Here is a 23042-nt window from a genome sequence, read left to right as displayed (position 1 = left end):
GGCCTTTCCGCTCGACTTGCATGTGTAAAGCACGCCGCCAGCGTTCGTCCTGAGCCAGGATCAAACTCTCCATTAAGGTTCATATAGACACCCCACCCACAAAAGGGCAAGGCACCAAACCAAAAGAAGAAAAACAATCCCAGCAAAACAACAAACCCCCCACAAACAAGAGGCCTGCTGCTCTACCAAAGGAAAATAACCTCACGAACCCACACCCCAAAAAGGAGCACAAGCCCGCAAAACGAGGCCAAACAAACAATTGGCATCAACATTCAAACTTGGCACGCTGTTGAGTTCTCAAGAATCGGACGCTTTCCTGGCTAAATCTCTTTCGAGTTTCACCTGGGGCGCTTCTTCGTTGTTTCTACTTTAGAATTTCCTGGCCTTCAGCGTCAAATTCGGATCTAGTCCGAATCGCCGCCGCATGAATCCTTGCGGATCCGCTTGCCGGGCAACTCTTGTATCTTACACCATCTCGCTCCGACTGTGTCACGCCCGAAAGCGGAACACGTGGCCGTAGCTTGCTGCCGCAAGATGTCCGTGTGACAGCGAAGCTCAGGCACTCATGTGCCTTCGCATGGTTGTCAGACGGGTGGGCTCTCACGGTCCGGCCGCCGATCCCGGCGTCCCGCACCCCGTGGGCCTAGAGAAACTTACGACTTCGCGGGCACCGAGTCAAATCTGCTGGGCAGCCGGCGAGCCACGCTCCTCCAGTCGAGCGCAACGCATAGCCGAACCAGCAGGTCATGGCTACGCGGGAGGAGTCTTGAGGCCCTGGCGTAGCTCGCGCGGAAGCGAGAAGATGAGCGACTCCTCGGTGGTCCGATGTTCCTCGACCGTGGGGAAGCCGCGCTCCGCGAGCCAGGTCACGACGCCGGAAACCAGCTCCTCCGGCACGGACGCGCCGCTGGTGAGGCCGACGGTCGTGACACCATCCAGCCAGGCTTCGTCGATCTCTGAGGCGTTGTCCACCCGGTGTGCGGCGTCCGCTCCCGCGTCCAGCGCTACCTCGACCAGGCGGACCGAGTTGGACGAGTTGGCCGAGCCAACCACGAGAACCAGTTCCGACTCGGCGGCGATCTCCTTGACCGCGACCTGGCGATTCTGTGTCGCGTAACAGATGTCGTCGCTGGGCGGATTGATCAGATCCGGGAAGCGTTCCCGGAGCCTGGTCACCGTCTCGTATGTCTCGTCGACGGAGAGCGTCGTCTGCGAGAGCCACACCACCCGCGACGGATCCCGCACGTCGACGTTCGCCACGTCGGCCGGACTCTGGACCAGCTGGATGTGCTCGGGCGCTTCCCCCGCGGTCCCTTCGACCTCTTCGTGGCCCTCGTGGCCGACCAGAACGATGTCCAGGTCTTCCTTGGCGAAGCGTCGTGCCTCGTTGTGAACCTTGGTCACCAGGGGACAGGTGGCGTCGATGGTGCGCAGCCCGCGCTCCGCCGCTTCGTCGTGGACCATGGGCGCCACGCCGTGCGCCGAGAACACCACCAAGGCTCCCTCGGGCACCTCCTCGAGTTCCTCGACGAAGATGGCTCCGCGTTTCTCGAGGGTCTCGACCACGTGCCGGTTGTGCACGATCTGCTTGCGGACGTAGACCGGCGGACCGTAATGGTCGAGTGCCTTCTCGACCGTCACGACCGCTCGGTCCACTCCCGCGCAGTATCCACGGGGGGCGGCCAAGAGGACACGTCCTTGAGCAGTCATGCGTTCCATCGTAGGCGCCGAGCGGTACGGTGCGGACTATGGCGCTCGACACGTCCGCGGAGAAGCCGGCCCCGGTCCGCGTGGTATCCCAGCTCATCGGCCAGTGGGTCCACCGGCTGGGACCGATCTGGGTCGAAGGGCAGGTGACACAGTTGTCCCGGCGGCCGGGCACACAGACGGCGTTTCTGACCCTGCGCGATCCAGCCGCCGAAGTCTCACTTCAAGTCACCTGCCCCACCAGGGTGCTCGACGCGATCGACGCCCCGATCGGCGACGGCGCCCGCATCGTCGTACACGCCAAGCCCTCGTGGTACTTCACACGGGGCACCCTGTCGCTCGCGGCGGCCGAGATCCGGCCGGTAGGTCTGGGCGAGCTTCTCGCCCGCCTGGAACGGCTTCGGAGGATTCTCGCCGCCGAAGGCCTCTTCGGGGTGGAACGCAAGCGGGCCTTACCGTTCCTGCCACGGGTGATCGGTCTGATCTGCGGCCGCGATTCGAAGGCGGAGCACGACGTCGTGGAGAACGCCCGCCGCCGCTGGCCCGGCGTGCGCTTCCAGGTGGAGGCCGCAGCCGTACAGGGCCCGTCTGCGGCCGGCCAGGTGATGGAGGCGCTGCGCGTCCTCGACAACAATGCCGAGGTTGACGTGGTGATCATCGCTCGCGGCGGTGGTTCTGTGGAGGATCTGCTGCCGTTCTCGGACGAGGCGTTGCTGCGCGCCGTCGCGGCGGCGCGGACGCCGGTGGTCAGCGCGGTCGGCCATGAAGGCGACAATCCCCTGCTGGATCTCGTCGCCGACGTCCGGGCTTCGACACCCACCGATGCCGCGAAGCGCGTGGTGCCTGACGTCTCGGAGGAGCTGCTCCGCGTGCGGCAATCGCGCCAGCGGCTGCGCGCGTGCGTGCGGCAGCTGATCGACCGTGAGCAGGCCGGGCTCGACGCCACCAGGTCCAGACCCGCGCTCGCCGACGCCGCGCACAGTATCCGGATCCGGGCCGAGGAACTGGACCGGCTCCGTGAACGGACCCGCCGGACTGTACGCCACCTGCTCGATCGCGCAGCGGACGAGGTCACCCACACACGGGCCCGGGTCCGGGCGCTCTCCCCGGCCGCGACCCTGGAGCGAGGCTACGCGGTGGTCCAGCACGCCGACTCCGCCGACAGTGCGGTGGTTCGCGATCCCCACGACGTCGCGGCCGGTGAAACGTTGCGGATCCTCGTCGCCGGCGGCGAGTTTCCCGCCACGGCGTCGGATCCCGCCACTGCCGAATGACAGCTGCCGGTCCCGGAAACCGCCGCGGGCCAAGCACAAGCTCGTTAGCTTCGCACCCACTCCCGCACCCGCGCGAGCGCCGCATCCAGCGCCGGGAGCTCCGGATGCCACTTGCGCTCCCATTCCAAGGACAGCCACCCTCGCCATCCCGCGGCCGCCAAGGTGATCATCAGCCGGTCGATCGGATAGCTTCCTTCACCGATCATCACCGGAACTGGGTCGTCCGCCGCGCGGATGTCCTTCACCTGGACGTATGCGAGCCACGGTGCCACCGCCTCAAAGGTCTCCGCGGGATCTTCGCCGTGGGACCACGAGTGGGCCGCATCCCACACGACCTCACACGGGTGGCCGGGGACATGACGGTCGAGCGAGGACAAGAACCGCGCCGTCCGGTCGCCCCGGGAATGCGAGTCGTGGGTCTCCACGAAGATGCGGATGCCTGCCTCGCGGCATTGGCCCGTCACGGCCACGATCCGGCGCAGCGCGCGTTCCTCTCCGGCGGTCATCCCCGGCCCCGGCGACGCGTCGTCGTCGCGCATGAAGACGCGGATGCCGGACGCGCCGGCCCCCTGTGCCAGCGTCACCAGCGCGGACAGGTGCCTCGACTGGTGATCGCGCCGCTCGTCCGGTTCGAACGGCGCGCACAGGCGCACATACGTATTCAGTGCGACGACGCTCAGCCCCGCGCCGGCCAGCCTGCGGGCCGCGACTTTCGCCTCGTGCGCGGGCAGCCCGATCCGGAGCGGCTCGTCGTCGGCGACACGAAGCTCGAGCCCCTCGAAGCCGTGCCGTCCGGCGAGCGCCGCGAGCTCGTCCCACGAGGCACCCGAACAGCCCAGGGTCGAGAACGCCCATCGCGCCTCAGGTCCCGGCAGGCGACCGGCCATCAGGTCAGTTCCCTGTCCGCCGGCCGGTACGGACCCGCGTCCGGCTGGTAAGTTGTGCGCACATGAGCGACGGTGAGCCCACCTACGAAGCGGCCCGGGACGAGCTTGTCCAAATCGTCGCCAAGCTCGAGGCCGGCGGCACCACCCTCGAGGAGTCGCTGAACCTGTGGCAACGTGGCGAGGACCTGGCCGCCCTCTGCGAGCGGTACCTCGAAGGTGCCCGCAGCAAGCTGGAAGCGGTCACCACGCCGGACACGACGCCGGAGTGAGCGCCCCCGGGTGATGTCCACCGGGCTTCGTCGCGCGACGACCACGAGCGTCACTCCAGCCAGGTGACGAACTCTTCGAGCGTGTCGTAGCCGGTGGTTCCGCGCACGATGGTCACTACGCCGCTCTCCACCCGGACCAGCGCCCGGTCGGGTGACCGGTCGCGTTCCAGGCGGCGCTCCCACGTGTCGCCACCGATCCTGCTGGTGCCGTCCTCGTCGAAGTCGCGCAGCCGGTCCAGCAGGTACGCCTGGATCTCGCCGTCCATCTGCTCGAGACCGACGAACTGCTCGCCGTCCACCAGGAAGCCGACCCGCCACCGGTGGCCACCCAGCTCCTGACCATGGTCGACGCTGGTGGCCCGCCAGGCATCCGGCACCGCCACGGGCGCGACGACGGGGTACGGGTACTGCTCGCGCACCACGTCGACGACGCTCTCGTAGTCGACCTCGTCAGGCAACGAGGGGCCGGGCCGGTTCATGGCGAAGAAGCCGCCCACCAGAGCGAGCAGGCCCAGAAAGATCACCAGCGTACGGATCACGTCACCGGTGGTCTCATTACCTCGGGTTCTACCGGCCACGGACTCATCATCTCAGGACGGCAACCCTCAAGGCTCGTGGCCCCTCCCCTTGCCGGCGCATTGGGCCGTCGCCCGGCTCGACAGCAGCCAGGGACCCCTCACCTGGGATAGGCGCTCACTTCAGTGGCCTTCACCGACGCCCAGACCGGGGTGCCCGGAGCCAGTCCCAGCTCAGCCACAGCCAGCGGAGTGACGTCGGCGAGGAGGGGCACCGGCCCGCCGACGCTCACCCGGACCAGATCGCCGTGGACCTCCAGGTCCTCGACTGTTCCGGACCACGCGTTGCGCGCGGAACCGTCGGGCCGGCGCGGGCTGAGCGTGACCGCCGCGGGCGGGAAGGTCACGTGCACAGGACCGTGCACCTCATGTGCCAGCGTCACCGTCAGACCGTCGGCGATCCGCGCCGCCTTGCCCGTCGCATTGCCCCGCAGCAGGTTGAGGCCCACCAGGCGGGCCACATAGTCGGTTCGCGGATGCCGAGCCACCTCGGCCGGCGTACCCGCCTGCGCCACCCGGCCGTTCTCCAGGACGACGATGCGCTCGCCCAGCACCATGGCCTCCAGGGGGTCGTGGGTGACGACCAGCGTGCATCCCCCGTAGGCGGCCAGGTGGCGTCGCAGCTCAGCACGCACTCTCGGCCTGGTGCCGGCGTCCAGGGCGGCCAGCGGCTCGTCCAGGAGCAGCAGTGCAGGCTCCACGATCAGCGCCCGGGCGAGCGCCACCCGCTGCGCCTGTCCGCCGGAGAGCTGGCGCGGCCGGCGCTCATGCTCGGCCACGTCCATGCGCCCAAGCCACTCGCGCGCTCGTTCCCGCGCCATCGCCCGCGCCACGCCGCGCGCACGCAGGCCGAACGCCACGTTTTCAACCGCGCTCATCCGGGGGAACAGCAGGTAGTCCTGGACGACAAGGCCCACCTGGCGGTCGCGGAGCGGCACGTGCACGCCGGAGGCCGGCTCGTCGAGCACTGTATCGCCCAGCTTCACCAGGCCTCGGACCGGTCGGTGCAGGCCCGCGAGTGCCGCCAGCAGAGTCGACTTCCCCGCGCCGTTCGGACCGAGCAGCGCCACGACCTCGCCCGGCTGGACACGGAGCTCCGCGTCCAGGATGAAGCTGCCGCGTTCCACCACCACCGACGCCGCCAATCCGGTCATAGCGCCCGCACCCACCGATCGCGCAGGGCAACCAGGACCGTGACGCATACGGCGACCATGATCACGCTCAGCACCAGCGCGGTATCCGTGTCACCTGCCCCGATAGCCGCGTATGCCTCCAGTGGCAGGGTGCGTGTGGTCCCGGGAAGGCTCCCCGCGAATGTGATCGTCGCCCCGAACTCACCCAGCGCCCTCGCCCAGCACAGAATCGCGCCGGCGACCACGCTCGGCGCGACCGAGGGAAGGGTCACCCTCCGGAACGTGGTCCACGGGGACGCTCCGAGGCTGGCCGCGATCTGGTCGTATCGGCTGTCGGCACCGCGCAAGGCGCCCTCCACCGCGATGATGAGGAACGGCATCGCGACGAACGTCTGTGCCATGATCACCGCGACGGTGGTGAACGGCACATTGATCCCGAAGGTCTGCTCCAGCCACCCGCCGACGACGCCCCGGCGGCCGAACGCCACCAGCAGCGCGATACCGCCGACGACGGGCGGCAGGACGAGTGGCACCGTGACGAGCCCGCGCAGCACTCCACGGCCGCGGACGTTGTCCCGCGCCAGCATCCACGCGACCGGAATGCCCATGATCAGTGCGAGGACCGTCGCCAGGGTCGCCGTCGTCAGCGACAGCCGCAGTGCCGTCAGGACATGGTCCGCCGTCAGCAGGCCGGGCAGCCGTCCCCAGGGAGCGCGCCACGCCAGCCCGGCCATCGGCAGGAGCAGGAGTGCCAGCCCCGCCAGCGCGGGTACCACAAGCACTGGCGGCATCCGGATGTCGGCTGACCTCACGGCACCAGGAACCCCGACTCGGTGAGCACGCGCCGGCCGATCTCACCGGTGACGGCCTCGACCACAGCTCGTGCCGCCGCGGGCTGCCGTGCCCGCTCGAGGACGGCCACCGGATAGTCGTTGACCACCGACTCCGCCTCCTCCACCGGGACGACCTCCACCGCCTCGCCGGCCGAGACCGCGTCGGTGTGGAAGACCAACGCGACATCCACCTCGCCCAGCGTGACGAGCGCGAGGGCTTCCTTCACATCGGTGGCCAGGGTGTCCGGCACCGGCTCGACGCCGGCCAGGGTGGTGAGCCGCTCCGCCGCCGCACCGCACGGCACATGCGGCTCGCAGACGGCCACGCGCAGGTCTTCTCGCTCGAGGTCGGACAGGCCGGCCACGCCGCCCGGATTGCCCGCGGGAACGACCAAGGCGGGGGTGTTGGCCGCGAAGACGGTCGCCTCACCATCGAGGACACCGGCGTCAGCAGCCTTCGCCATGGTGGCCATGTCCGCGGTGGCGAGCACGTCGACCGGCGCGCCGGCGAGGACCTGCTCCACGAGCTGCGAACTCGGGCCGAACGACAGCACAATCTCGATCTCCGGATGGCTCCGGGCCAGTTCGTCCGAGATCTGCGTGAAGGATTCGGTCAGCGACGCCGCTGCCAGCACGGTCACCGTACCGGCCGGGCGTCCGTCGTCGTCGGCGCTCACGTCGCCGCCGGTGGCGTCGTCGCTCCCGTCGTCGCCGCCCCCCAGCCACGACCACCCGAGGAGCGCGACGACGACACCGGCCAGGACGACGATGGCCGTACGGACTCCCGTCACGGACGGCCTCGCGGAAGATCGACGACGACGTTGGTCGCCTTGATCGACGCAATCGCGGCGACGCCAACTTCGAGCCCGAGTTCCTCCGCCGCTTCCCGGCTCATCAGGGAGACCACTCGATGCGGGCCGGCCTGGATCTCCACCTGTGCCATGATCCCGTCCTTGTGAACGGCGGTGACGAGGCCGGGAAAGTGGTTGCGAGCAGACTCGCGAGGCGCCGGCAGTGCCGACTCTGCCGGCACCAGCTCCTTCGCCACCCGCGCGAGCTCGGCACCGTCGACGGCCATCCGTCCCGTGTCGTCCTGGACGAGCCTCAGCCGGCCGTTGTCGGCCCAGCGCCGGACCGAGTCGTCGCTGACTCCGAGCAGGCGGGCCGCCTCAGAGATACGAAAATGCGGCATAAAGGTGAGGATACATCCGCACATGCAGAAGGTGAACGGATTCTCGTCCGCGAACACGGAAGACGGGCACCAAAACCGGAGCCACCTCGGCGAGCACTTCGCGCCAGTATTTCGTGCAGGGCGGTATCAGTTCCCGTTGCCGAACCGCTTCTTCTTCGGCGGGCGGACCGTGACCTCGCCCAGGAGGACGAATCCGCTGATCCGGCAGATCGGCCCTCCGGGGGTGACCGGCGCGTCGAGCTTCATCTTCCGTTCGCCGAGCACATTGGTGATGGAGTCCATTCGCACATCGATGCCTTCCGGCACGATGATCGTCACGCTGCCCAGCGCCACGCCCAGCCGGATCTCCACCTCTGGCGAGCGCACGACGGCCTCGGTGAAGTCGAGCTCGACGCTGCCCAGGATCGGCACCACGTCGAGGCGGGCCGGGACCTCCCACCTACCGGTCCGCTTCTCTTCGCTGAGGATCGCGTTGATCTGCTCCTTGGCGACCGGCGTTCCCGGACGGTAGTCCGGTGCCGGTACCGGCGACGACGCGGGCCGCGACGCCGGCGGCCGCGCGGCCCAGGGCTGGGGCACCGATGTCCCGCCGGGGATCGGATACGGTCCCTGTGGCAGGTCACGCGTGATCGGTTGCAGGTCACCGTAGGTGCGGGCCTGGAAGGTGGCGTCCAGGCGCTCTTCCAGCTCGGTCAGGGTGAGCCGGCCGTCACCGGCTGCCTGGCGCAACGCCTCAGCCACCCGTTCCCTGTCTACGTCGGAGCAGCGAAGGTCCGCCGGGCTCTGCACAGTGGGGAACTCGTTCTTCGCGGGTCGCCGCGCGTCCGGCGTTTCGTCGGTCATGAGGTCGCGGGCTTTCTGCGCACGTCCACGCCGCCGAAGACGGCCTTGCCCGTGATTCGCAGAACGGGGGCACCGTCGGGTGGCTGCTGGAGACTCGCGGCGTCGTTGGCCCCTCCGAACACGCCCGCTACGTCGACGGTCACGTAGACGTCGTCGGGCACCGTGATGGCGACGCCGCCGAAGACGGCCTTGACGTCGATCTCGACCTCGTCGGCCTCGAGCTGTGCCTCGCGCAGGTCCAGCTCCGCGCCGGCGAAGACCACCTTCACCGAATACCGTTCCGGCACCACCCACCGACCGCGGCGCTGGAGGCCGCTGAATACCGCCTTGGACACTCGCGACCCGGCTCGGCCGCCGACGCGCCCCGTGGGACGGCGCCCCGTGGGACGGCGCTCCGCCGTGACCGCGGGCGGAGAGACACCGGAGCCGCTGGCCACACCTGGCAGGTCCTCGACCACCTGGTCGAGCTCGCCGTAGGTCTTGGCGGCGTAAAGGGCATCGATCCGCTCGTCCAGCTCGGTAAGGCTCAGCCGGCCCTCGGCCGCAGCCTCCCGCAACCGGTCCGCTACCCGGTCGCGGTCGGAATCTGAAGCCCGCAATGCGCGTTCGTCTCGACTCTCGGTCACACGCTGACACTAGCAACGCAGCGGCCGGGGACACGAGGGCCCAGGCCGGCTAATCCCGCCGCGCGCGGGAGGACTCGCCCAGCTCGCCGGGGACGTTCCCCGGTGACCCGCCCCGGCGGTGCGGTCAGGCCGGCGCCGACGTGCTCTGCGTTGCCGTGCGGGCCGTGAGGTTCTCGCCGGTGGACGGGTCGAACACGTGCACTTTCCGCAGGTCCAACCAGAGCGCCGACACGCTGGCCTCCTCGATCCGGCTGGTCGCGTCGAGCGAGACGACGAGCTGGGTACGCATCGCCTCGCTGTCGAGCTCCCGTTCCAGTTCGGCCAGCTGGTTGCGGATGTCCTCCGGCGCGTCGTACGGCACATAGGCGTACTGCTCGTTGCCGAGCCACTCGATGACGTCGATGTTGGCGTCGAACGTCAGGCCGTGGTCACGGACAGTGTCGGACACCACCGCCGCGTCCTCGAACGACTCCGGGCGGGCGCCGAGCAGAACCACGTCCTTGCCCGCGAGATCCACCGAGCGCGACTCCGGCAGGGTCACATCGCCGAACGGTGTGTGCAGCGCGTCCTCGCCGACCGTGGCCGGGATGAAGTTCATCGGCGGGGATCCGATGAAGCCGGCCACGAACAGGTTCACCGGGTTCTCGTACAGCTCCCGCGGCGACGCCACCTGCTGGAGCAGGCCCTTGCGCAGCACCGCCACCCGGTCCCCGAGTGTCATGGCCTCCACCTGGTCGTGGGTGACGTAGACCGTGGTGATGCCGAGACGCTTCTGCAGCCGGGAGATCTCCGTGCGCATCTGACCACGGAGCTTGGCGTCGAGGTTGGACAGCGGCTCGTCGAACAGGAACGCCTGCGCGTTGCGGACGATCGCGCGCCCCATCGCGACTCGCTGGCGCTGGCCACCGGACAGGTTGGCGGGTTTGCGCTCCAGGTGCTCGGTGAGCTCCAGCAGCTCAGCCGCCTGGTTCACCCGTTCCTTGACCTCCGTGTCAGACGTCTTCTGCAATCGCAGCGGGAACGCGATGTTCTCGTAGACGGTGAGATGCGGGTAGAGCGCATAGTTCTGGAAGACCATGGCCAGATTGCGGTCCCGCGGGGCCTTCTCGTTGACCCGCTCCCCACCGATGAGCATCTCACCGCTGGTGATGTCCTCAAGCCCGACGATCATGCGCAGGAGGGTCGACTTCCCGCAGCCCGACGGGCCGACCAGGATCATGAATTCGCCGTCGGCGATGTCCAGGCTGACGTCGTTGACCGCTGGGAAGCCGTCCCCGTACTTCTTGATGATGTTGTTCATTGTGATGGCAGCCATCCGAGCCTCCTGTGCTTAAAGAAGTCGCCCTAACCCTTGACCGCGCCCTGAGTCAGGCCGGACACGATTTGCCGCTGGAACAAGAGCACGAGCACCACGACGGGAATGGTCACGATCACCGCGGCCGCGGCGATGGCGCCGGCCGGTTCCTCGAACTGCGAGGCACCGGTGAAGAACGCCAGCGCCGCGGGCACCGGCCGCGCCGACTCGGTCGATGTCAATGAGATGCCGTAGACGAAATCGTTCCAGGCGATGAAGAAGGAGATGATCGCCGTGGTGAACACACCGGGCGTCGCCAGAGGAACGATCACCTTGCGGAAGGCCTGCCATGTGGTGGCGCCGTCCACCTGCGCGGCCTGTTCCAGCTCCCAGGGGATCTGCCGGAAGAACGCCGACAGAGTCCAGATCGAGATGGGCAGCGTCAGGGACAGGTAAGGAATGATCAGACCCGGCCAGGTGTCGTAGAGACCGATGTTGCGCCACAGGTTGAACAGCGGCGTCACGATCGAGATCACCGGGAAGATCGCCACGGCCAGCGCCGTCGTCAGGATCACCCGCTTGCCCGGGAAGTCCAGCCGCGCGATCGCGTACGCGCAGAACGTAGAGAGCACGACGGCGATGAACGTCGCGATGAGCGAGACGCCGATCGAGTTGCGCAGCCCGGAGAGGAACAGCGACTGCGCGTCGCCCGCGAGGATCATCTCGTAGTTCTCCCAGACCACGCTGGTCGGGAGGAACTGCTGGTTTCCCAGGTCAGCGGAGCTCTTGAGGGACAGTGAGAAGATCCAGGCCACGGGGAAGAGCGCGTACACCACCACCGCGGCACCGGCCACCCACCACAGCACCTTCTGCCGGGTGCTTCTCTGGTCGTCCATGTCAGCCCTCCCCCCTCGCGCTGGCGAGATTGACCTTGAAAAGCTTGATGAAGACGACGCTGATCAGCACCACGCTCAGGAACAGCAGCACGGAGACGGCCGAGCCGAGCCCGATCTCCAGCCGGCTGATCGTCTGTCTATAGGCGAGGAACGAGACGACCTCGGTGTTGTTCGCCCCTTGCGTCATGATGAAGACGTTGTCGAAGAGCCGGAACGCGTCCAGCGTCCGGAACAGCAGCGCCACCATGATCGCCGCCTTCATGTTCGGGATGGTCACCTTGTACATCCGCTGCCACCACGTGGCACCGTCGACCTTGGCGGCCTCCTGCAGGTCTTCAGGAACCTGTGCCAGGCCCGCCAGCAACAGCAGCGAGATGAACGGCGTCGTCTTCCAGATCTCGGAGAGGATGATCACCGTGACCGACGGCCCGAAGCTGCCGAACGTGTTGGTGTCCTCGCTGATGCCGGGCAGCCAGCTGAACCACTGGTTGACGAACCCGGTGTTGATGTCGAACGCGTAGAGCCACGCGAACGCGGAGACGACGGTGATGATCGCGTACGGAACCAGGATCGCGGTGCGCAGCACCGGCCGCAGCACCGACAGGGCGCGATGCATCACCAGCGCCAGCGCGAACCCGAGGACCGCCTCGACCGCCACCGTGATAACGGTGATCAGCACCGTGACGGCGACGGCCTGCCACCAGACGCCATCGGTCAGGATCACCGCGTAGTTGCCGAGCCCGTTGAACTCGCGAGCGTCCGGATCCGTGAGCCGGTACTTGAACAGCGACTCATAGAACGCCTGGGCGATGGGATACGCCGTGACCAGCAGCATCACGACGAACGCCGGACCGGCAAGCCACCAGCCGAGGCGGCGTTCGCTGCGCGCGCGGTCGCTGAGCCCGGCTGGAGGCGCGGTGCTGGTGACCTTTCCGGTCGGCACGTCTTGTGTGGTACTCACAGCAGCCTCTCCCCTCGCAGCACCGCCAGAATCAGGTCCGTCGCCGTTTCGGGCGACGAGTCCGGCTGCACGGACGCCGGCGGATGCCAGGTGGTCTGCAGGCCGGTGGAGACCTCGTTGTAGTAAGGCGTCTGGGGCCGCGGCGCGGCGGCCTCCAGGGAGTCCCGGATCACGTCCGCCATCGGGAAGGCCTCCTGGACTTCCGGATCGTCGTAGGCGTCGACGTGCGCGGCCGGGTTACCGTCGTTGACGAAGTAGAAAGCCTGGTTCTCCGGCGAGACGATGCACTGCACAGCCTCCATCGCCTCGTCGGGGTGCTCGGTGAAAGCGCCGATGCCGATGTTGATGCCCCCGTAGGGGGGCCGGGCCTCCTCGCCTTCCGTCGTCGCCGGGTACGTCGCCCAGCCGATGTCGTCCAGGACCTCTTGGTCCACGGAGCCCTCGTCGACCGCGGCGTTGGTGGCCGCCCAGACGAACGGCCAGTTCACCATGAACGAGCCCCGGTCGCCGCGGAACTGAAGCATGGCCCCCGCTTCATCCTGATTGGACAGGCCAGGTCCACCGAGGCCTTCCCGGCCGATCGTCTGCATGATCTCGGCCGCTGCCCGGCCGGCGTCGGTCTCGAGGCCCATCTCCAGGTTCTCGACGTCCTCCTCCGGATTCGTCAGGATCTGCCCGCCCGCGGACGCGACCAGTGCGTTGATCCACACGGTCAGCGCCTCGGCACGGATCCCCTGGACGCCGATGTACTTCTCCTGGTCTCGGGCGGCCTCGATGATCTGCTCCCACGTGACCGGCTCGTTCTCCGGGTCCAGCCCGGCTTCTTCGGCCACGGACTTGCGGTACCACAGGATCTGCGTGTTCGCCCAGAACGGGACCGAGACGAGCTGGTCGCGCCAGCTGGCGCCGTCGATGGCGCCCTGGACCACGCCGTCGGTGACCGACTCGGCGATATCATCCGGGATCTCGGCGAGGAACTCCGCCTCGGCGAACTCCGGGATGAACGGCGGATCCAGGCTCATCAGGTCAATCGAGCTGTCATTGGCCGCCAGGCGCCTCGCGAGCTGTTCGCGCTGTGCGGTCGCTTCGCGGGGCAGCAGCGACGTAGTGATCCGGTATCGGCCGTCTGCCTCGTCGGTACAGCGGCTGGCGATCTCGGCCTGACCGCCGTCATCTGGGTTGATGTACCACGTGAGTGTCGGTGGCCCGTCGTCCCCGCCACATGCGATCAGGGCGGTCATGGCGATGACGGCCACGGCAGCGATCTTGCGCTGGCCCACACTAGCCTCCCCATCAGCGTTCCGTCCGCCGCTGCCGGAGAGGGGCAGTCCGCCACGACACCGGGGCGACGACTGTCTGGCACGTTACGCCAAGTCATGCCTTTGGCCAAGCATTTCTCGATCACCGTCTCTCATGATCATCGGAGGCTCTGGCCGTCAGCACCTGCTGCGACCGGCGATTTGGGCGGGGTGGACGTCCGCTGTGCCGAGCGAGCCGGCGCCATAGCGGCTGGCCTACGGTAGACGAGTGCACGAACCACCCGAAATGATCGCGCGCGGCGACGGCACCGCCGGAGAGGTGGCGCTGCGCCGCCGAGCCGGCCAGGGGGCACCCGTCTACGAGCTGATCGTCAACGGCACGTTCATCATGGACACCGCCGAGACGTCCACCGAACGGCTTCTGGCCGACGCGCTGCTCGATCGGCACGGTTCACCGCGCCGGATCCTGGTCGGCGGTCTCGGCCTCGGCTTCACCCTCGCCGCCCTTCTCGCCGACCCGCGAGTGGAGAGGGTCGACACCGTCGAGCTCGAGCCGCTTCTGGTCGAGTGGTTGCGGGCCGGCTTGGTCCCCGGCGCGGCAGTGCTCCTCACCGACCCGCGAGCGCATGTGATCGTCGGTGATGTCCGCGATACGCTCCAGTCCGCGCCGGAGGCCGGTTACGACGCGATGGTGCTCGACGTCGACAACGGACCCGGCTTTCTCGTACGGGACGCCAACGCGGCCGTCTACGAACGCCCGTCGCTCCGCGCGGCGGCCCGGGCACTGGCTCCCGGCGGACTGCTGGCGGTCTGGTCAGCGGCGCCGGCTCCCGAGCTTGCCGCGGTCCTGGCCGACGTCGTCGGCGACGTCACCGAACTGGTGCGCGCCGTTCCCCGTGAGGGGCGTGAGATCGAGTACTACATCTACATCGCAGAGCGCCCCTCCCCATGATCATTGACGATCACCCCCCTCATAGGGTGGACGATCGCCAATGATCATGGGGGGGGTCGGGCGGATCACTCCCGGGTGCCGTCGGTGCTCAAGCTCCACTCCGTCGGTGGCCACGGGCGCTCCAGTGCGGGATGGACACTCGCATCAACAACCGTCCGGTCACCGAGCGGCGCGGCTAATTCGATCTCCAGCGGGAAGCTCGGATTGCCCGGGCACGTCGCAGGCCCGGGGTCCGGCTCGACCAGAACGACTATCGTCACCTTCGCGTCGTCCTCACTCACGACAGACTCGATCTTCCGGCCCTCCGGCGCCTTCCCGCTCGTGCAGTCCATCTCCCAGGCTTGAACGGCGATCGAGTTCACCTCCGGGTCAGGCTCGATGTCCGGATCCAGGATGAACCGTGCGTTGCCCCAGCCGGCCGCCTCGACCGACACCTGACACTGACCCCAACCCGACGGAACCCACGTGTTGCCCTCGCGATCGAACACGGCGTCCGCATACAGCGGGTTCCAGTCCCAATCCTCGGCATGCGGCTCGTGCGGGATACCGAAGAGCACCAGCTCGTCGTCGGCCTCGGCAGCGACATACCAATCGTGGGTTTTAAAGAACTCGCGCTCGCCTTCAGCCACGCTGAAATCGATCTGATCAGCCAGATCACCGAGGGACGGGAACGACGACGGATCGGGCGGGAGCTCGTCGAACTGCACTGCACCGCATGAGACGACGAGGTCGTCCATCGACGGCGCGCCGCCAGGCGTAGCGGGTGCTTGCCCCGCGCTCGTGCTCTGGGCGCCAGCACCCGGGTCTTCGCCTCCAGAGCCGGTGGTGACGTGAGCAGCCTCATCTCCGCACGCGGCCGCGAACAGCAACGTCACGCTGACGAAAGCGATGGTGGCGGTCAGCCGCCGCGGACGATCTGCCATGGTGATTCGACGCCGGGCCCGCCCCATCGGTTCCCTGCTCTCGGCCCACAGCGGACACAGCTAGCCACCGATCCGACAGAGGCAACTCGAGCGTCGAAAAGATCAGGGCCACCGGCCCGGCCTGGACACCTCCTCATGATCATGGGGAGGGCTATGTCGCGGCCATCGTCCCGACGCCGAAGGCGGCGAGCCAGATGCCCACGTGGTGGCTGGCGAACCCGGCCAGGGTGAACGCGTGGAAGATCTCGTGGAAGCCGAACCAGCGCGGCCACGGATCGGGCTTCTTCGCTCCGTACACCACCGCACCCGCCGTGTACATGAGCCCACCGATGATGATCAGCGTCACCACGGCCGCGCCGCCGTACGACGCGAACTCGGGCAGCCAGAAGACCGCGGCCCAGCCCAGAGCGATGTAGATCGGCACGTACAGCCAGCGGGGAGCACCGAGCCAGAACACCCGGAAGGCCACGCCGAGCAATGCACCGCCCCACACCAGTCCGAGCAGCAGACGAGCGTCGTCGGCCGGAAGGATGAGCAGGGTGAACGGCGTATACGTGCCAGCGATGATCAAGAAGATGTTCGCGTGGTCAAGACGCTTGAGCATCTCCCGAACCCTCGGAGACCAGCGGCCGCGATGATAGACACCACTGATCCCGAACAGCAGGGCTGCCGTCACTGTGTACACGGCGGCACTGATCCGGACGGTCCTGGACGGCGCCATGGCCACCAGCATCAGCCCCGCCACCACGGCCACCGGGAACGTGCCGATGTGCAGCCAGCCACGCAGCTTCGGCTTCACCGCGGAGAGGGCGTCGCGCAACGGCGCGTCGAACGACATGACCTCCACGGTAAACCACAACCCCGCCGTCGGCGTCCATCACAATGACGGGAAACTCGCTGGCGGTACGTGGCCTGCGCCACAGCGGCGAGTGGGCGCCGGATAGCGGTAGTCTTCTCGTCCGGGGCACCGAGCACACTCGCGAGGACGGTCAGGAGGACACGCTGTCATGGGCCTGTCGGATGTGATCTACCGACTCTACGGCCGTAACCTCCAGCGGCAACTCGATCCCGCACGCCGTCCCGGGCACGTCGCGGTGATCCTCGACGGCAATCGCCGCTGGGCGCGAGGTTTCGGGGCACCTACCGCGAGCGGACACCAAGCCGGCGCCCAGAAGGCGCAGGAGTTCCTCGGCTGGTGCGACGAGCTGGACATCAACGTCGTCACCCTGTTCCTGCTCTCCACGGACAACCTCCGCCGCCCTGAGGACGAGCTCGTACCGCTGCTCGGCATCATCGAAGGACTGATCAAGGACCTCGCGAGCGCCGGGCGGTGGCGAGTTCACCCAGTGGGTGCACTGGACGTACTGCCGGACCGGACGGCCACCGTCCTCAAGCAAGCCGCCGACGCCACCCGGGACGTCAAGGACATGCACGTGAACGTCGCCGTCGGCTACGGCGGACGGCAGGAGATCGCCGACGCCGTGCGCGCCCTGGTGCAGGAGCACGCCGAGAAGGGCACCCCCCTCGAAGAGCTGGCCGCGACCATCACCGCCGAGGACATTGCCCGCCACCTGTACACCAAGGGCCAGCCCGATCCCGACCTGGTGATCCGCGCCAGCGGCGAGCAGCGCCAGTCCGGATTCCTCCTGTGGCAGAGCGCGAACTCCGAGTATTACTTCTGTGAAGCGCTGTGGCCGGACTTCCGGCACGTGGACTTCCTGCGTGCGCTGCGCTCTTATGGCGAGCGCGAACGGCGCTACGGCCAGTGAGGCGGCTCAACGCCGCAACCCATTGTTAACCGGACGTTCTGGCGTGTCCGGGTCCGTGAGATCCGCCACGATGTACGCTTGATCGTGACGGTTGGTGGGGAAGCCAGCCGTCCGGGAGGCCCGTCCAACGTGCTGAACTCATGGCGCGAAGGGAGGGCCGGCACCCGGCCCGCTGGGCCCGGTCCCGGTCCTTCACGCGACAAGGACGTCTGAGTAGTCAGGGTGCGCTCAGACGCCAAGGGGAGACGGACGTGGCCGATTCCAGGACTCACACTCGTCGTCATCGCCCGAGCCGATCTGCGGCGCAGCGCATTACCTACGTTCTCGACACCAGCGTCTTGCTCGCGGACCCTTACGCGATCCTGCGCTTCGCCGAGCACGACGTGGTCCTGCCTGTCGTCGTGATCACCGAACTGGAGGGAAAACGGCACCATCCCGAACTCGGTTACTTCGCACGAAACGCGCTACGCCTCCTCGATGAACTACGCATAGAGCACGGCCGCCTGGACGAGCCGATCCCCGTCGGAGAGGACGGCGGTGCGGTGCGGGTGGAGCTCAACCACTCCGACCCGGAGGTGCTGCCTGCCGGGTTCCGGCTTGGTGACAACGATTCGCGCATCCTCGCCGTCGCGCTCAACCTGGCCGGCGACGGGTCCGACGTCGTCCTCGTCTCGAAGGACCTGCCGCTGCGGGTCAAGGCGTCGTCGGTGGGCCTGCAAGCCGAGGAGTACCGCGCCGAGGCCGTCGTCGAGTCGGGCTGGACCGGCATGGTGGAGCTGGAGATATCTGGGTCCGTCCTCGACGGGCTCTACGAGCACGGCACCGTCGACATCGAGGAAGCTCGCGACCTGCCCTGCCACACCGGGGTCGTGCTGCACAGCGAGCGCGGCAGTGGCCTCGGCCGGGTGACGCCGGACAAGCTGGTCCGCCTCGTTCGCGGTGACCGGGAGGCGTTCGGCCTGCACGGTCGCTCCGCCGAGCAGCGGATCGCGCTCGACATCCTGCTCGACGAAGAGATCGGCATCGTCTCCATGGGCGGCCGGGCCGGGACCGGCAAGTCGGCGCTGGCGTTGTGCGCCGGCCTCGACGCGGTGCTGGAACGGCGCCTGTACAAGAAGGTGATCGTCTTCCGTCCGCTCTACGCCGTGGGGGGTCAGGATCTCGGCTACCTGCCCGGCAACGAGTCGGAGAAGATGAACCCCTGGGGACAGGCGGTCTACGACACCCTCGGAGCGCTCACCACCCAGGATGTGATCGATGAGGTCATCGAACGGGACATGCTGGAGGTCCTGCCGCTCACGCACATCCGCGGCCGGTCCCTGCACGACGCGTTCGTCATCGTCGACGAGGCTCAGTCCCTGGAGCGCAATGTCCTGCTGACAGTCCTGTCCCGGATCGGCGGCAACTCCCGGGTGGTGCTGACGCACGATGTCGGCCAGCGCGACAACCTGCGAGTCGGCCGTTACGACGGCGTGGTGGCCGTGGTCGAGAAGCTCAAGGGCCATCCGCTGTTCTCGCACATCACGCTGACACGCTCCGAGCGCTCCCCGATCGCGGCGCTGGTCACTGAGATGCTGGAACAGAACTCCGTCACCTAGCCCCAACCCCGCCGGTGTTGGTCACCTGATCGTCGAAGTGTCACCTGATCGCTACCGTGGAAACGATCAGGTGACCGAACACCCGCCTCGTGGCCCGTGTTGGTGACCTGATCGTCTCCACCATGTGGACAGAAGATGATCAGGTGACGAATCCGAGCGAACACGGCGAGTTGGTCACCTGATCGACTTCTCCTACGGCCGAGGTCAGGCCGCACGCCGACGAGCGCTGCCCCAAGGAAGCATGGTGTCGCGCCCGCACTGCCCCAAGGAAGCTTGGTGTCGTTATAGCGACATCAAGGAAGCACATTGCACGTGCGCCTCGGATGCTGTCCGATCCACAACGACGACCACCGCACCACAACGACGACCACCGCACCACCACGACGACCGCCGCATCGACAGCGACCACCGCGCAACCCGAGCAAAAGCGCGCTGAGCCTAGGGGTACGTCATGCGCAGGACGTCGAGCGCGTCGTCGAGCTGCTGCTCGGTGAGCTTGCCCTGCTCGATGTAACCACGCTCCACCACCACTTCGCGGATGGTCTTGCGCTCGGCCAGCGACTGCTTCGCCACCTTGGCAGCCTCTTCGTATCCGATGTACCGGTTGAGCGGCGTGACCACCGACGGGGACGACTCCGCGTACTCCCGGCAGCGGTCCTCGTCGGCCTTCAGCCCGGAAACGCAGCGGTCGGCGAAGAGCCGGCTGATGTTGGCCAGCAGGCGGATCGACTCGAGCACGTTGCGGGCGATGACCGGCAGCATCACGTTCAGTTCGAAATTACCGGCCGCACCCGCGAAGGTTACCGCCGCGTCGTTGCCGATCACCTGGGCGCAGACCATGCACAGCGCCTCCGGAATCACCGGGTTCACCTTGCCGGGCATGATCGACGAGCCGGGTTGCAGATCCGGCAGCGCCAGCTCGGCCAGACCGGTGCGCGGCCCGGAGCCCATCCATCGCACGTCGTTGGAGATCTTGTTGAGCGACACCGCTATGGTGCGCAGCTGGCCGGAGAGCTCGACCAACCCGTCACGAGCACCCTGGGCTTCGAAGTGGTTGCGCGCCTCGGTGAAGGGCAGGTCCGTGTCGGCGGCGAGCCGGCCGATCACCTTCTCGGCGAACCCGGGCGGGGTGTTGATGCCGGTGCCGACGGCGGTGCCGCCCAGCGGCAGCTCCGCCACCCGAGGCAGCGCCGCCTCCAGGCGCTCCACGCCGTACCCGATCTGCGCCGCGTAACCACCGAACTCCTGTCCCAGAGTCACCGGCGTGGCGTCCATGAGGTGCGTGCGGCCGCTCTTCACGACAGCGGCGAACTCTGCCGACTTCGCGCTCAGTGCGCGCTCAAGGTGCTGCAGCGCAGGTACGAGATCGCGTACGACGGCCGTCGTCGCGGCGACATGGATGGCTGACGGGAAGATGTCGTTGCTGGACTGGGACGCGTTGACGTGATCGTTCGGGTGCACGGGCGAGCCGAGCCGCTCGGTGGCCAGCGTGGCCAGCACCTCGTTCGTGTTCATGTTGCTCGACGTGCCCGAGCCGGTCTGGAACACGTCGACCGGGAAGTGGTCGTCGTACGTTCCGGACGCCACATCGGCGGCGGCCTCGTGGATCGCCGTCGCCACGTCCGCATCGACCACACCCAGCTCCGAGTTGACCGTCGCCGCGATCCCCTTGATGGACGCGAGCGCGTGGATCAGGGAGTTCTCGATGCGGGTACCGGAGACCGGGAAGTTCTCCACGGCCCGTTGCGTCTGGGCGCGGTACTTCGCCGCTGCGGGCACCCTGACCTCGCCCATGGTGTCGTGTTCGATGCGGTACTCGGTGTTGATGGCCTCGTCGCTCATGCCTGACATCATCCCGCGCCAGCTCCGCGATCAGGAGCCGGGGTCAGCGCGACGACGACATCTGGGCGGCAAGCTCGGCCGGGTCACTCGTGGGGCGCGAACACGCGAAGTGCCGGCAGACGTAAGCGGCGGGAGCGCCCTCGACCAGCGGGCGGTCTCGAAGCAGCGGGATGGCCGTGGTGTCTGTCCTGCCGGGCTCTCCGACGACGACGGCTGCGCCGGGCGACGGGTGCCGCAACGCGCTCCGGTGCAGTTCCGCCGTGCGTGCGTCGTCGATACCGCCGACGACGGCCACCTCCACCGGCCCGGCGAGCAGGGCCTCGGATACCGCCATCCCCCAGCCGGCGAAGCGCGGAGCCTGTGCCGCGAGGGCGTCGTAGACACCCAGCGCGGATTCCGCCGCGGCACGGTGCCGTGCAGAACCGGTGTACGCGGAGAACGACAGCAACGCGCCCGCAGCCGCCGAGCGACCCGAGGGCGCCGCGTTGTCGGTGGGGTCCTGGGGCCGGCGCACCTCGGCCAGCCGCTCATCCGTGGCGTCGTCCGCGGTGTCGAAGAAGCCTCCCTCGCCGTCACCGAAGTGCCCGAGCACCACTTCCAGCACCTGCTCCGCCAAGGACAGCCACGCCGGGTCCCCGGTCACGGCCACCAGCGTGAGGAAGCCCTCCGCCACGTCGCCGTAATCCTCGAGGACGCCGCTCGGCGCGCCCGCCTTGCCGTTGCGTGACACCCGCCGCAACCGGCCACGTTCGTCGAGATGGAGCCGGAGCAGCACGTCGGCACACTCGATCGCCGCGGCAATCCAGGCCGGCTCGTCGAGCAACGCGCCCGCGTCCGCGAGGGCGGCGATGGCCAGCCCGTTCCACGCCGTGACGACCTTGTCGTCGCGGGCCGGCTGTGGCCGCGTCGCTCGCGCGGTGAGCAGCGATTCGCGCACGCGTGCCCAACGCTCCCAGTCGTACGGGTCCTCGGGCAGCTGCAGGGTCGACGCGCCGTGTTCGAAGGTCCCGCGCTCGGTGACGCCGAACAGCTCGGCCGCCCAGCGGCCGTCCTCGGGGCCGAGGACGCGCTCCAGCTCGGCCGGAGTCCAGACATACGACGCTCCCTCCCGTGGATGTCCGCCCGGCACATCCGGCGCGTCGGCGTCCAGGGCACTCGCGAACGCCCCTTCGGGCGTGCGCAGATCCCGGAGCAAGAACCCGGCGGTCTCGCGGACCACCCTCTCCGCCAGCTCCGATCCGGTGGCTCGCCACAGGTGGGCGTACACCCGCAGCAATTGCGCGTTGTCGTAGAGCATCTTCTCGAAGTGCGGGACCACCCAGGCGTGGTCGACGCTGTACCGGGCGAATCCGCCGCCGATCTGGTCGTAGATGCCGCCGCGGGCCATTCGCTCACAGGTGGCCTCGGCTATGGCCAGCGCGTGGGAGTCACCGGTGCGGGCGTGATGACGCAGGAGAAACTCCAGGACCATCGACGGCGGGAACTTCGGCGCCGTTCCGAACCCGCCGAAAGTATCATCGAACGACGACGCCAGTCGCCGCATGGCCAGATCGAGCCGGTCCGCCCCCGGAGCCGCACCGTGTGGCAAAGCCCGCGGACCCCCAAGACGCTCCGCGATCTGTCCGGAGGCGCCGTTCACCTCGTCCCGGCGCTCCCGCCACGCGGCCTCGACCGCCTCCAGTACCTGCCGAAAAGACGGCATCCCCGATCGCGGCTCCGGCGGGTAATACGTCCCGGCATAAAAGGGTTTTCCCTGCGGGGTGAGAAAGACGGTCATCGGCCAGCCGCCTTGGCCGGTCAATGCCTGTACCGCCTCCATATAGACGGCATCGACGTCCGGGCGTTCTTCGCGATCCACCTTGATCGGCACGAAATGCTCGTTCAGATAGCCCGCGACCGCATGGTCCTCGAACGATTCATGGGCCATGACGTGACACCAGTGGCAGGCCGCGTAACCGACGCTGAGCAGGACGGGGAGATCCCGCCGCCGAGCCTCCGCAAAGGCGTCGTCGCCCCATTCCCACCAATCGACGGGATTATCCCGATGTTGTAGCAAATAAGGACTCGAAGCGTTGCTGAGACGGTTCACCCATGCCCTCCGGCCCGCGTCCACTGTGGTGGCCACATCTTTATCAGCTCTCACCCTCGGCGCTATCCACATTTCCACGTGTCGGCCGCGCGATGCAAAGCCGGGGCCGCCCAGCGCGAC

General features: G+C 68.0%; 22 protein-coding genes and 1 rRNA gene. 5 read left to right on the top strand and 18 right to left on the bottom strand.

Going from position 1 to position 23042, the window contains the following annotated elements; genetic code table 11:
- Both G1H11_RS08185 and G1H11_RS08180 read right to left on the bottom strand, forming a co-directional pair.
- A 16S ribosomal RNA gene (locus tag G1H11_RS08185) occupies positions 1-76 on the bottom strand; the annotation flags it as partial.
- Positions 77-750: 674 nt separating this feature from the next.
- Positions 751-1719: a 4-hydroxy-3-methylbut-2-enyl diphosphate reductase gene (locus G1H11_RS08180; RefSeq protein WP_163817806.1), complete on the bottom strand. Its 969-nt coding sequence runs from the start codon at positions 1717-1719 to the stop codon at positions 751-753.
- 29 nt (positions 1720-1748) lie between these two features.
- Between G1H11_RS08180 and xseA the strand changes: the two genes are divergently transcribed.
- Positions 1749-2981 carry an exodeoxyribonuclease VII large subunit gene (gene xseA, locus G1H11_RS08175; RefSeq protein WP_163817804.1) on the top strand — a complete coding sequence of 411 codons (1233 nt, stop codon included), beginning with the start codon at positions 1749-1751 and terminating at the stop codon, positions 2979-2981.
- 44 nt (positions 2982-3025) lie between these two features.
- Here the strand turns inward: xseA and G1H11_RS08170 are convergent, their stop codons facing one another.
- On the bottom strand, positions 3026-3868 hold the full coding sequence (locus tag G1H11_RS08170; RefSeq protein ID WP_163817802.1) for a sugar phosphate isomerase/epimerase family protein: 843 nt from the start codon (positions 3866-3868) through the stop codon (positions 3026-3028).
- Positions 3869-3930: 62 nt separating this feature from the next.
- Here G1H11_RS08170 and G1H11_RS08165 point away from each other — a divergent pair, with 62 nt between their 5' ends.
- Positions 3931-4137 (top strand): exodeoxyribonuclease VII small subunit, encoded by a 207-nt coding sequence (locus G1H11_RS08165; protein ID WP_163817800.1) that lies wholly within the window; start codon positions 3931-3933, stop codon positions 4135-4137.
- A gap of 50 nt (positions 4138-4187) precedes the next feature.
- On the opposite strand, the gene G1H11_RS08160 is transcribed toward G1H11_RS08165, so the two are convergent.
- The 11 genes from G1H11_RS08160 to G1H11_RS08110 all read right to left on the bottom strand — a co-directional run bounded on the left by G1H11_RS08160 (position 4188) and on the right by G1H11_RS08110 (position 13731).
- A complete protein-coding gene (locus G1H11_RS08160; protein WP_163817798.1) occupies positions 4188-4715 on the bottom strand; it encodes a DUF4245 family protein in 528 nt (175 codons plus the stop codon).
- Positions 4716-4813: 98 nt separating this feature from the next.
- Positions 4814-5866 (bottom strand): sulfate/molybdate ABC transporter ATP-binding protein, encoded by a 1053-nt coding sequence (locus G1H11_RS08155; RefSeq protein WP_163817796.1) that lies wholly within the window; start codon positions 5864-5866, stop codon positions 4814-4816.
- Complete coding sequence (locus G1H11_RS08150) at positions 5863-6636, bottom strand: ABC transporter permease (protein ID WP_163817794.1); 774 nt, start codon at positions 6634-6636, stop codon at positions 5863-5865. Before G1H11_RS08150 ends, G1H11_RS08155 begins: the two co-directional genes overlap by 4 nt.
- Positions 6637-6653: 17 nt before the next feature.
- A complete protein-coding gene (gene modA, locus G1H11_RS08145; protein ID WP_163817792.1) occupies positions 6654-7469 on the bottom strand; it encodes a molybdate ABC transporter substrate-binding protein in 816 nt (271 codons plus the stop codon).
- Positions 7466-7870, bottom strand: coding sequence for a TOBE domain-containing protein (locus G1H11_RS08140; protein WP_163817790.1), 405 nt, complete (start codon positions 7868-7870; stop codon positions 7466-7468). The genes modA and G1H11_RS08140 overlap by 4 nt, the downstream gene beginning before the upstream one ends.
- Before the next feature lie 126 nt (positions 7871-7996).
- Positions 7997-8713, bottom strand: coding sequence for a DUF1707 SHOCT-like domain-containing protein (locus tag G1H11_RS08135; protein ID WP_163817787.1), 717 nt, complete (start codon positions 8711-8713; stop codon positions 7997-7999).
- Positions 8710-9339 (bottom strand): DUF1707 domain-containing protein, encoded by a 630-nt coding sequence (locus G1H11_RS08130; protein WP_163817785.1) that lies wholly within the window; start codon positions 9337-9339, stop codon positions 8710-8712. The genes G1H11_RS08135 and G1H11_RS08130 overlap by 4 nt, the downstream gene beginning before the upstream one ends.
- A gap of 124 nt (positions 9340-9463) precedes the next feature.
- Positions 9464-10654 (bottom strand): ABC transporter ATP-binding protein, encoded by a 1191-nt coding sequence (locus G1H11_RS08125; RefSeq protein WP_163817783.1) that lies wholly within the window; start codon positions 10652-10654, stop codon positions 9464-9466.
- Positions 10655-10683: 29 nt separating this feature from the next.
- Positions 10684-11529, bottom strand: coding sequence for a carbohydrate ABC transporter permease (locus tag G1H11_RS08120; RefSeq protein WP_163817780.1), 846 nt, complete (start codon positions 11527-11529; stop codon positions 10684-10686).
- Position 11530: 1 nt separating this feature from the next.
- On the bottom strand, positions 11531-12490 hold the full coding sequence (locus G1H11_RS08115; protein WP_425501192.1) for a carbohydrate ABC transporter permease: 960 nt from the start codon (positions 12488-12490) through the stop codon (positions 11531-11533).
- Positions 12487-13731, bottom strand: coding sequence for an extracellular solute-binding protein (locus G1H11_RS08110; protein WP_163817948.1), 1245 nt, complete (start codon positions 13729-13731; stop codon positions 12487-12489). Before G1H11_RS08110 ends, G1H11_RS08115 begins: the two co-directional genes overlap by 4 nt.
- 286 nt (positions 13732-14017) lie before the next feature.
- Between G1H11_RS08110 and G1H11_RS08105 the strand changes: the two genes are divergently transcribed.
- On the top strand, positions 14018-14701 hold the full coding sequence (locus G1H11_RS08105; protein WP_163817778.1) for a spermine/spermidine synthase domain-containing protein: 684 nt from the start codon (positions 14018-14020) through the stop codon (positions 14699-14701).
- Between the two features lie 65 nt (positions 14702-14766).
- Here G1H11_RS08105 and G1H11_RS08100 read toward each other — a convergent pair whose 3' ends face one another.
- Together G1H11_RS08100 and trhA are read right to left on the bottom strand one after the other, a co-directional pair.
- Positions 14767-15624 (bottom strand): hypothetical protein, encoded by an 858-nt coding sequence (locus tag G1H11_RS08100; protein WP_163817776.1) that lies wholly within the window; start codon positions 15622-15624, stop codon positions 14767-14769.
- Positions 15625-15775: 151 nt separating this feature from the next.
- Positions 15776-16462, bottom strand: coding sequence for a PAQR family membrane homeostasis protein TrhA (gene trhA / locus G1H11_RS08095; protein WP_163817774.1), 687 nt, complete (start codon positions 16460-16462; stop codon positions 15776-15778).
- A gap of 169 nt (positions 16463-16631) precedes the next feature.
- Here trhA and G1H11_RS08090 point away from each other — a divergent pair, with 169 nt between their 5' ends.
- Together G1H11_RS08090 and phoH2 are read left to right on the top strand one after the other, a co-directional pair.
- A complete protein-coding gene (locus G1H11_RS08090; RefSeq protein ID WP_163817772.1) occupies positions 16632-17393 on the top strand; it encodes an isoprenyl transferase in 762 nt (253 codons plus the stop codon).
- Between the two features lie 251 nt (positions 17394-17644).
- Positions 17645-18991 carry an RNA 5'-3' helicase PhoH2 gene (phoH2, locus tag G1H11_RS08085; protein ID WP_216843562.1) on the top strand — a complete coding sequence of 449 codons (1347 nt, stop codon included), beginning with the start codon at positions 17645-17647 and terminating at the stop codon, positions 18989-18991.
- Positions 18992-19429: 438 nt separating this feature from the next.
- On the opposite strand, the gene G1H11_RS08080 is transcribed toward phoH2, so the two are convergent.
- Positions 19430-20833, bottom strand: coding sequence for a class II fumarate hydratase (locus tag G1H11_RS08080; protein ID WP_163817768.1), 1404 nt, complete (start codon positions 20831-20833; stop codon positions 19430-19432).
- Between the two features lie 43 nt (positions 20834-20876).
- On the bottom strand, positions 20877-22922 hold the full coding sequence (locus tag G1H11_RS08075) for a DUF255 domain-containing protein (protein WP_163817766.1): 2046 nt from the start codon (positions 22920-22922) through the stop codon (positions 20877-20879).
- Positions 22923-23042 lie beyond the last annotated feature (120 nt).

Origin of the sequence: Phytoactinopolyspora alkaliphila (assembly GCF_010550695.1) — a bacterium.
Lineage (GTDB): Bacteria > Actinomycetota > Actinomycetes > Jiangellales > Jiangellaceae > Phytoactinopolyspora > Phytoactinopolyspora alkaliphila.
Note: the sequence above shows the minus strand (reverse complement) of the source record. Positions and strands in the feature narration are given on the sequence as shown.